8 protein-coding genes are annotated in these 7312 nt (G+C 68.8%); 2 read left to right on the top strand and 6 right to left on the bottom strand.

Translation table 11 applies throughout. The annotated features are described in order from the left end of the window. Positions 1–30 precede the first annotated feature (30 nt). Positions 31–657 (bottom strand): peptide-methionine (S)-S-oxide reductase MsrA, encoded by a 627-nt coding sequence (gene msrA, locus HMPREF1138_RS05840; protein WP_009057640.1) that lies wholly within the window; start codon positions 655–657, stop codon positions 31–33. Positions 658–807: 150 nt separating this feature from the next. Here msrA and HMPREF1138_RS05835 point away from each other — a divergent pair, with 150 nt between their 5' ends. Then, complete coding sequence (locus tag HMPREF1138_RS05835) at positions 808–2250, top strand: AI-2E family transporter (RefSeq protein ID WP_399505940.1); 1443 nt, start codon at positions 808–810, stop codon at positions 2248–2250. A gap of 100 nt (positions 2251–2350) precedes the next feature. Here HMPREF1138_RS05835 and greA read toward each other — a convergent pair whose 3' ends face one another. Together greA and trhA are read right to left on the bottom strand one after the other, a co-directional pair. Next, positions 2351–2830 carry a transcription elongation factor GreA gene (gene greA, locus HMPREF1138_RS05830; RefSeq protein WP_021610927.1) on the bottom strand — a complete coding sequence of 160 codons (480 nt, stop codon included), beginning with the start codon at positions 2828–2830 and terminating at the stop codon, positions 2351–2353. A gap of 119 nt (positions 2831–2949) precedes the next feature. Continuing rightward, positions 2950–3633 carry a PAQR family membrane homeostasis protein TrhA gene (gene trhA / locus HMPREF1138_RS05825; RefSeq protein ID WP_039937126.1) on the bottom strand — a complete coding sequence of 228 codons (684 nt, stop codon included), beginning with the start codon at positions 3631–3633 and terminating at the stop codon, positions 2950–2952. Between the two features lie 175 nt (positions 3634–3808). Here trhA and HMPREF1138_RS05820 point away from each other — a divergent pair, with 175 nt between their 5' ends. Further along, positions 3809–4570 carry an isoprenyl transferase gene (locus HMPREF1138_RS05820; protein ID WP_009057648.1) on the top strand — a complete coding sequence of 254 codons (762 nt, stop codon included), beginning with the start codon at positions 3809–3811 and terminating at the stop codon, positions 4568–4570. Positions 4571–4660: 90 nt separating this feature from the next. Here HMPREF1138_RS05820 and HMPREF1138_RS05815 read toward each other — a convergent pair whose 3' ends face one another. Genes HMPREF1138_RS05815 through xseA form a run of 3 tightly spaced genes read right to left on the bottom strand, consistent with a single transcriptional unit; the run spans position 4661 to position 7255 of the window. Next, a complete protein-coding gene (locus tag HMPREF1138_RS05815; protein WP_009057646.1) occupies positions 4661–5596 on the bottom strand; it encodes a carbohydrate kinase family protein in 936 nt (311 codons plus the stop codon). 45 nt (positions 5597–5641) lie between these two features. Then, positions 5642–5869 carry an exodeoxyribonuclease VII small subunit gene (locus HMPREF1138_RS05810; protein ID WP_009057642.1) on the bottom strand — a complete coding sequence of 76 codons (228 nt, stop codon included), beginning with the start codon at positions 5867–5869 and terminating at the stop codon, positions 5642–5644. A 57-nt stretch (positions 5870–5926) separates the two neighbouring features. Next, on the bottom strand, positions 5927–7255 hold the full coding sequence (gene xseA / locus HMPREF1138_RS05805) for an exodeoxyribonuclease VII large subunit (RefSeq protein ID WP_009057643.1): 1329 nt from the start codon (positions 7253–7255) through the stop codon (positions 5927–5929). Positions 7256–7312: the final 57 nt, after the last annotated feature.

Here is a 7312-nt window from a genome sequence, read left to right as displayed (position 1 = left end):
GCCCCCGTTTCATGCGACCCGACATGCACGCTACTGGCGCGGCAGCGCCGGGCAGGCCAGGCCCGTGCGTGCGTGGCACTCGTAGCCGCCCGGATTCTTGAACAGGTACTGCTGGTGGTAGTCCTCCGCGTACCAGAAGTGGGCGTCGGAGTCCTCGGGAGGCGCGGGGGCGATGCTCGTCTGGATGGGACCGAAACCTGCAGCGGTGAGCGCCTCCTGGTAGGCGTCGCGCAGCGCCACGGCATCGTGCAGCTGCTCCGGCGTCGTCGTCCAGATCGCGGAACGATACTGGTCGCCGAGGTCGTTACCCTGGCCGCCCACCTGCGTGGGGTCGTGAATCTCGAAGAATAGGCGGATCAGGTCCGCGGCGCTCGTGGTCGCGGTGTCGAAGAGGACCCGCACGGTCTCGGCGTGGCCCGTCGAATGCGAACACACCTGCTCATACGTCGGATCGGGGGCGTGCCCGCCCATGTACCCCACGGCCGTCGAGACGACGCCGGGAGCGTTCCACATGGCTTTTTCGACGCCCCAGAAACAGCCCGCCGCCAGGAAGATGACCTCCTGGCCTGCCCCGGCCTCGTCGACGAGCGAAGAACCTAACACGGCGTGAGTGGAGGAGCGAACCCCCGTGCGCGCGAGCGAAAACAGTGATCTCATGCCTTCATTTCACCACCGAGCGCCCTACCTGCGCGCGCCAAGCGCGTGAGGGGCGGAAAACGGGGGGAGCGCGGGTAACCTAGGGGCGTGAGAAAAGGAGAGCCTGTGGCCGACGCACCCCAACACCCCCGCTGGAAGCTATCCGACCTGATGGGACGACTCAGTGCGGCGCTGCCCGCGAAGAACGCCGCCCACAACTCGGAGCCCGCCCCCGTCCTTCTGTCCGTGCGCGAGGAACACGCCGATGAGGGTGACGCCGCAGCCCTCGTGCCGCGCACCCTGCGCGTGGCCGCCGCGTTCTCCTGGCGCACCCTTGTCGTCGTGGGACTGGTCGCCGCGATCCTGTGGGGCGCCGCCAGGCTGACGCTCGTCATCATGCCGGTCGCGATCGCGCTGACGATCACCGTCCTGCTTGAGCCTCTCGTGTCGTGGATGCGCCGCACGCTGCGCTTCCCCTCCTCCCTGGCGGCCACCGTCGGCCTGCTGGTCTTCTTCGCGGTCGTCGCTGGCGCGCTCAGTCAGGCGGCCGCCGAGCTCATCCAGCAGGTCCCGCAGCTGGCGTCGCAGGCCGCGGCGGGCTTCGCCGCGCTCCTGGATGCGATCACGCACAACGAGTACCTGAAGAACGGTCCCCTCAAGCTTGACACGACCGTCCTGAGTCAGGCCGCCGAGCAGCTGCGCAGCGAGCTGGTGAACTGGCTGAACACGAACAAGGAAACGCTGGCGACCGGTGCCTTGAACATCACCTCCTCGGTGGGGACGCTGGCCACCTCCGCACTGACGATGCTGTTCTGCCTGTTCTTCTTCCTGAAGGAGGGCCGCTCCATCTGGCTGTGGTGCGTGCGTCTGCTGCCCGCCCCCGCGCGCGTGCCCGTCCATGAGAGCGCGATTCGCGGCTGGTCGACCTTCGGTTCCTACGTGCGCACGCAGATCCAGGTCGCGGCGATCGATGCGACCGGTATCGCACTGGGTGCCTTCTTCCTGGGGGTGCCCCTCGCCATCCCGATCGGCGTCATCACCTTCTTCGCGGCGTTCGTGCCGATTCTGGGCGCTATGACGTCGGGCGTCATCGCGGTCCTGGTGGCGGCCGTGAACGGCGGCCTGTCGAAGGCGATCATTATGCTGGTTATCATCCTGGTGGTCCAGCAGGTCGAATCCAACGTCCTGCAGCCCTTCATGATGTCGAACGCGGTGTCCCTGCATCCCGTGGCTGTCATGCTGGTTATCACCGCGGGTTCCGCGATCGCCGGTATCGCCGGGGCGGTTTTCTCCGTGCCGATTGCCGCTTTCATCAACGCCACCGTCATGTACCTGCACGGCTACGATCCGATGCCGGAGTTGGCTACCGCTCAGGATCGCCCGGGTGGCCCTCCGGGGATGCTCGAGGAGCAGATCGCGGCGAGCTACGCGGGTAAGCCGGACACGCGCCCCTACGTGGCGCACCCGGAATCTGAGGGGGACGAGGTCGTGGCGTCGGTGGACGCTCACGTCGAGCTTCACGTGGAGGCGGACAAGGCCGCGCCGACCGCTGAGGCCCCGCTGCCTGAGAAGGAGAAGCCGGGGGAGCCTCCGACTCCGCACGTGGAGGCCTGAGCCGCCCTGGCGCGCACGCGTGAGCGGGTCCCACCAGCCGGTGGGACCCGCTTCGCGTCTGTGGGGCGCGCGGTAGCCCGCGCTGCGCCCGCGCCTCGGCTCAGCCCTCGAAGGGCTTGGCGTCGAGGATTTCGACGTCGATCATGCGGCCGGTGGGGGCCTCGAAGGAGAGCTTGTCGCCGGCCTTGTGGCCGATGACGGCGGCGCCCAGGGGTGCTTGGGCGGAGAAGACCTGGATGCCCAGGTCGCCGCCGGCGTCGCGCGACCCCAGGAGGAAGGTCTGCTCGCGGCCGGCCACCAGGGCGGTGACGACCATGCCGGGCTCGACGATGCCGTCGTCGGCGGGGGTCTCGCCGACCTCGGCGTGTTCGAGCATGTCCTGGAGGGCCTGGATGCGCGTCTCGTTCATCGACTGCTCGTTGCGGGCGGCGTGGTAGCCGCCGTTCTCGCGCAGGTCGCCCTCCTGGCGGGCGGCGTCGATGAGTCGGGCGATTTCGACGCGCTTGACCTCGACGCGTTCCTTGAGCTCGTTTGCGAGCAGGTCGTATTGTGCCTGCGTGAGCCACTGAGTGTCGGCCATGGTTCCTCCAATGACGTGTGTCAGTCCATTGAGCGCCGACACGAGGGTGTCGGCGCGCACGGTGTCGAGTGTAGCAACATTGCGCGCGCCGATACGGTCATGACCGCGCCGGTGGCGCGTCAGCCGCCCAGGACCGCCAGGTAGACGGCGACGCAGTGGCAGGCCCACGCGGCCACGGTGAAGGCGTGGAAGATTTCGTGGAAGCCGAACCAGGTGGGGGAGGGGTCGGGCTTCTTCATGCCGTAGACGATCGCGCCGAGCGTGTAGAGGACGCCGCCGGCGACGATGAGTAACACGACGGCGGGGCCGCCTCCCGCCCACAGTTGGGGCAGGTACCAGACGGCGACCCAGCCCAGGGCCACGTAGATGAGGGTGGTGAGCCAGCGCGGGGCGGTGGGCCAGAACAGGTTGAGGAGGATGCCGGCGAGAGCGCCGCCCCAGACGACGGACAGGAGGATGGTGGCGTCGGAGCGGGTAAGGAGCGCGATGGTCAGCGGCGTGTAGGTGCCGGCGATGAGCAGGAAAATGTTGGAGTGGTCCAGGCGCTTCCACATGGTCTCCCAGCGGGGCGCCCAGTAGAAGCGGTGGTAGGTGGCGGAGACCCCGAACAGGATGAGGGAGCACGCCAGGTAGACGGCGGATGCGATCTTCGTGGGGGTCGTGGGCGCCAGGCACACCAGGACGATGGACGCGGCGAGCGACAGGGGGGCGGCGGCCAGGTGGAGCCATCCGCGTAGCTTCGGCTTGATTTGGACGAGCTGCCCGGTTGCCCACTGTTTGGGCGTGAGCGATGCGATCTTCATGCGTGTTCCCTCATCTCTTCTTACGCCACCGTAGGTTACTACGCCGTAGGTTTGTGGATGCGCCTTGTTCTCGCACTGCGAGAGCATTTCTGTTTCCCTGTGACCAACGACGCGATACCCTTAATCTCATAAGAGTACGCCGCGCCGAAAGGTGTGACACCGAGAAGGGGACAACATGGGCCAGTGGAACATGCTCTACGACATGTATGAGCGTCGCCTGAAAGCCGAGTTGTCCGACGCGGCCGTGCCCAAACATATCGGCGTCATCTTGGATGGGAACCGCCGCTGGGCGAAGTCGCTGGGTGCCACGGCCTCCCAGGGACACCGCGCGGGCGCGGGCAAGATCAGCGAGTTCCTCCAGTGGTCGGAGGACGCGGGCGTCTCCATCGTGACGCTGTGGCTGCTTTCCACCGACAATCTCTCGCGCGACGCGGGCGAGCTGGGCGAGCTGCTGCGCATCATCTGCGAGGCTGTGTCTCTCCTGGCCGACCAGGGGCGCTGGAAGCTGGCGGTCGTCGGCGACCTGGCCCTCTTGCCCGAGAAGGTGGGCGAGGACCTGCGTTCTTCCGTTGCGCGCACCGCGGACGTGCAGGGGATGACCGTCAATATCGCGGTGGGCTACGGCGGCCGACACGAGATCACCGAGGCCGTCCGCGCCATGATGCGCGAGGCCTCCGCCCAGGGACGCACCCTCGACGAGCTCGCCGACTCCTTCACGGACGCGGACATCACCGCCCACCTGTACACGAAGGACCAGCCCGACCCCGACCTCGTCATCCGCACCTCGGGGGAGCAGCGCCTGTCCGGTTTCATGCTGTGGCAGTCCGTGCACTCCGAGTACTACTTCTGCGAGGTGTACTGGCCCGACTTCCGTCGCGTGGACTTCCTGCGCGCCCTTCGCTCCTACGCCCAGCGCGAGCGTCGCATGGGCAAGTAGGCCCGCGCCACATCGCGCGCACGCAAACACTGAACGAGGCCGGACCCCGCTGTGGGGACCGGCCTCGCTCGCGTTGGTGGGGGAGCCGCCTCAGGACAGTTCGTGCGCCCAAGGCGGGTTCGCGCCCTTGCGTGACACGGTCACGTCGGACACGGCGCTCGCGCGGTCGATGATGGCGCGGGCCTGCTCTTCGGACAGGGAACGCAGAGCTTCGCGCGCGTCGGCGCCGCGCAGGCCCATGCCCCACATGGCGTCGATGATGCCGCCCATGAAGGAGTCTCCCGCGCCGACCGTGTCGACGACCGCGACGTCGCCCGGCGTCTTCGTGACACGCAGGCCCGAGGCCGTGGTGATGTCGCTCCCGTGCTTGCCACGCGTGACGACCACGAGCGCCGGTCCCATGCCCAGCCAACGATCCACGACCTCGTCGACGGGGGCGCCGCCTGTCAGCCACTCGATGTCCTCATCCGACACCTTGACGACGTCCGCCAGCGCGATGAAACGCTCGAGGGAGGCGAGGGCGGCCTCGGGTTCGCCCATGATCGAGGGGCGCGCGTTCGGGTCGAAGCACACGAGCGCGTGCTCGCGGCCGCGGGTTAGCGCGTCAAGAACGGCGGAGGCGCCCGGCTCGATGATCGCCGAAATCGAGCCCGCCTCGATGATCTGAGCGGTAGGCGGAACGGTGATTGGTGGAGCCGGCGCCCACTCCAGGTCGAAGGTGTAGGAGGCGGCCCCCGACTCGTCCAGGCGTGCCAGCGCCGTCGACGTGTGCGATGCACCGCGCGAGGCCCCGGTGACGTGCACGTCGGAATCGTACATGTGGAAGTCGATGAGGCGGCCGCGCTCGTCCAGACCGATCCAGGTCGCCAGCGCCACCGGGCGGCCGAGGCGACCCAGCGTCAGGGCGACGTTCGCGGGAGAGCCACCTGGGATCTCAACGGGGAAGTCGGGCTGCTCGTACGTGATGACGACGTCGATGAGTGCCTCGCCGATCGCGAGAATGTGGGGTCCAGATTGCACCGTCATGGTGTCTCCTCGCCTGCGGGGGTCAGTGGATCTACAGAATGTAGACTAGCGTTCGGGGGTCGGGGGCGTCGCGCGTCCAGAAAGACGCGCCTGCGCACCGTCCAGAATCTGAGAACAGCGCGCCGCCAGTGCCTCGCCGCGCTCCCACATAGTGAGAGTGTCCTCGAGCGGTGCCTGCCCGCCCTCGAGGGTCTGGACGATGCGCACGAGCTCGTCGCGCGCCTCCTCGTAGCCGAGGGACTGGGGATCGGGGAGCTGGTCGTTCGTGGTCATGGCAGTGTTCCTTTGGGTGAGAGGGTCCGAGGACGAGGCCGGGGCGGGCCGCGCAGGTCAGGCGTCGATAGTGGGTGCGTCCGTGGGAGGAGTGGGGCTGGTGGCACCCACGACTTGGGCGACCATGCGGCCCGACGCGAGGATGCCTTCGATGAGGTCGCCCTTCTTCACCTGCGCCGAGGAGGTGATGAGCGCGCCCGACGGGGTCTTCAGGAGCGCGTACCCGCGGTCGAGGGTCGCCTGCGGGGACAGGGCGGTCAGCGTCGCGCGCGAGCGCGTCAGCCGCTGGCGTTCGGACGCGAGGCGGCGTTCGATCGTCGAGCGCATCGCCGTGACGCGCTGCGTGAGGGCCGTTCGGTGCCCCTCGACGATCGCGTCTGGGCCTTGGAGGACCGGGCGCGACGCGATGAGCGTCAGGTTCGAGCGCTCCGTCGCCAGGCGCGCGCCCAGCGCCCCGCGCATGCGGGTGAGGGCCTGGGAGATGCCGTCGCGCTCTCGGGCGCGGTCGGGCACGATGCGGCGGGCCGCGTCCGTGGGGGTCGAGGCCCGGTAGTCGGCGACGAGGTCCAGCAGGGGAGAGTCGCCCTCGTGGCCGATCGCGGAGACGATGGGCGTGCGGGCGCCCGCGACGGCGCGCACGAGGCGCTCGTCGGAGAAGGGGAGGAGGTCTTCGACGGCGCCGCCGCCGCGTGCGATGACGATGACGTCCACGCCATCCATGGCGTCCAGTTCGGTCAGGGCGCGGCCCACCTCGGGCACGCAGTGGTCGCCCTGCACCGCAACCTCGCGGATTTCGAAGCGCGCGGCGGGCCACCGTTCGGACGCGTTGACGACCACGTCGTCCTCCGCCTTGGCGCCCCGCCCGCAGATCAGGCCGATCGTGCGCGGCAGGAACGGAAGGGGCTTCTTGCGCTTCTCCGAGAACAGGCCCTCGGCGGCCAGGCGGGCACGCAGCGCCTCGATCTGGGCCAACAGGTCGCCCACGCCCTGCAGGTGTATCTCTGCGGCCTGCAGGTTGAGGCGCCCCGAGCGCTCCCAGAACACGGGTTTCACGCGCGTGACCACGCGCGCGCCCTCGGTCAGCGGCGTGGAGTCCATGACGCCCGCCCACGCGGTTACCGTCATCGACGTGTCGGTCTGGAGGTCGCGCAGCGTCAAAAAGTGCATCTTCGCGCCGGGGCGCACCTTGTATTCGACGACCTGGCCCTCCACCCACAGGGGGCTCATGCGGTCCACGTACACCTTGATGTTTTCCGTTAGCCTGCGCAGCGGCCACGGATTATCGCGCGTCGTGTCGGCCGCCTTCGCGGCGGGCGGACGAGGCTGGGGCGAGCCGCCGGGAGGCGGCGCGGCGAGACGATGAGGCGATGTCACGTCCTTCAGCATGCCACAGGAGCGTCCGGGTCGCGCTGGCGCGCCACGCCCCTGCGGACGGCCCCCGCG

This window comes from Actinomyces sp. ICM58 (assembly GCF_000283035.1).
Lineage (GTDB): Bacteria > Actinomycetota > Actinomycetes > Actinomycetales > Actinomycetaceae > Pauljensenia.
This window is presented reverse-complemented; position numbering and strand designations above follow the sequence as displayed.

Excerpts from the sequence above, each read along its gene's own strand:
- xseA (WP_009057643.1), bottom strand. The coding sequence starts at position 7,255 with ATGCTGAAGGACGTGACATCGCCTCATCGTCTCGCCGCGCCGCCTCCC.
- HMPREF1138_RS05820 (WP_009057648.1), top strand. The coding sequence starts at position 3,809 with ATGGGCCAGTGGAACATGCTCTACGACATGTATGAGCGTCGCCTGAAA.
- HMPREF1138_RS05815 (WP_009057646.1), bottom strand. The coding sequence starts at position 5,596 with ATGACGGTGCAATCTGGACCCCACATTCTCGCGATCGGCGAGGCACTC.
- trhA (WP_039937126.1), bottom strand. The coding sequence starts at position 3,633 with ATGAAGATCGCATCGCTCACGCCCAAACAGTGGGCAACCGGGCAGCTC.
- greA (WP_021610927.1), bottom strand. The coding sequence starts at position 2,830 with ATGGCCGACACTCAGTGGCTCACGCAGGCACAATACGACCTGCTCGCA.
- HMPREF1138_RS05810 (WP_009057642.1), bottom strand. The coding sequence starts at position 5,869 with ATGACCACGAACGACCAGCTCCCCGATCCCCAGTCCCTCGGCTACGAG.
- HMPREF1138_RS05835 (WP_399505940.1), top strand. The coding sequence starts at position 808 with ATGGGACGACTCAGTGCGGCGCTGCCCGCGAAGAACGCCGCCCACAAC.
- msrA (WP_009057640.1), bottom strand. The coding sequence starts at position 657 with ATGAGATCACTGTTTTCGCTCGCGCGCACGGGGGTTCGCTCCTCCACT.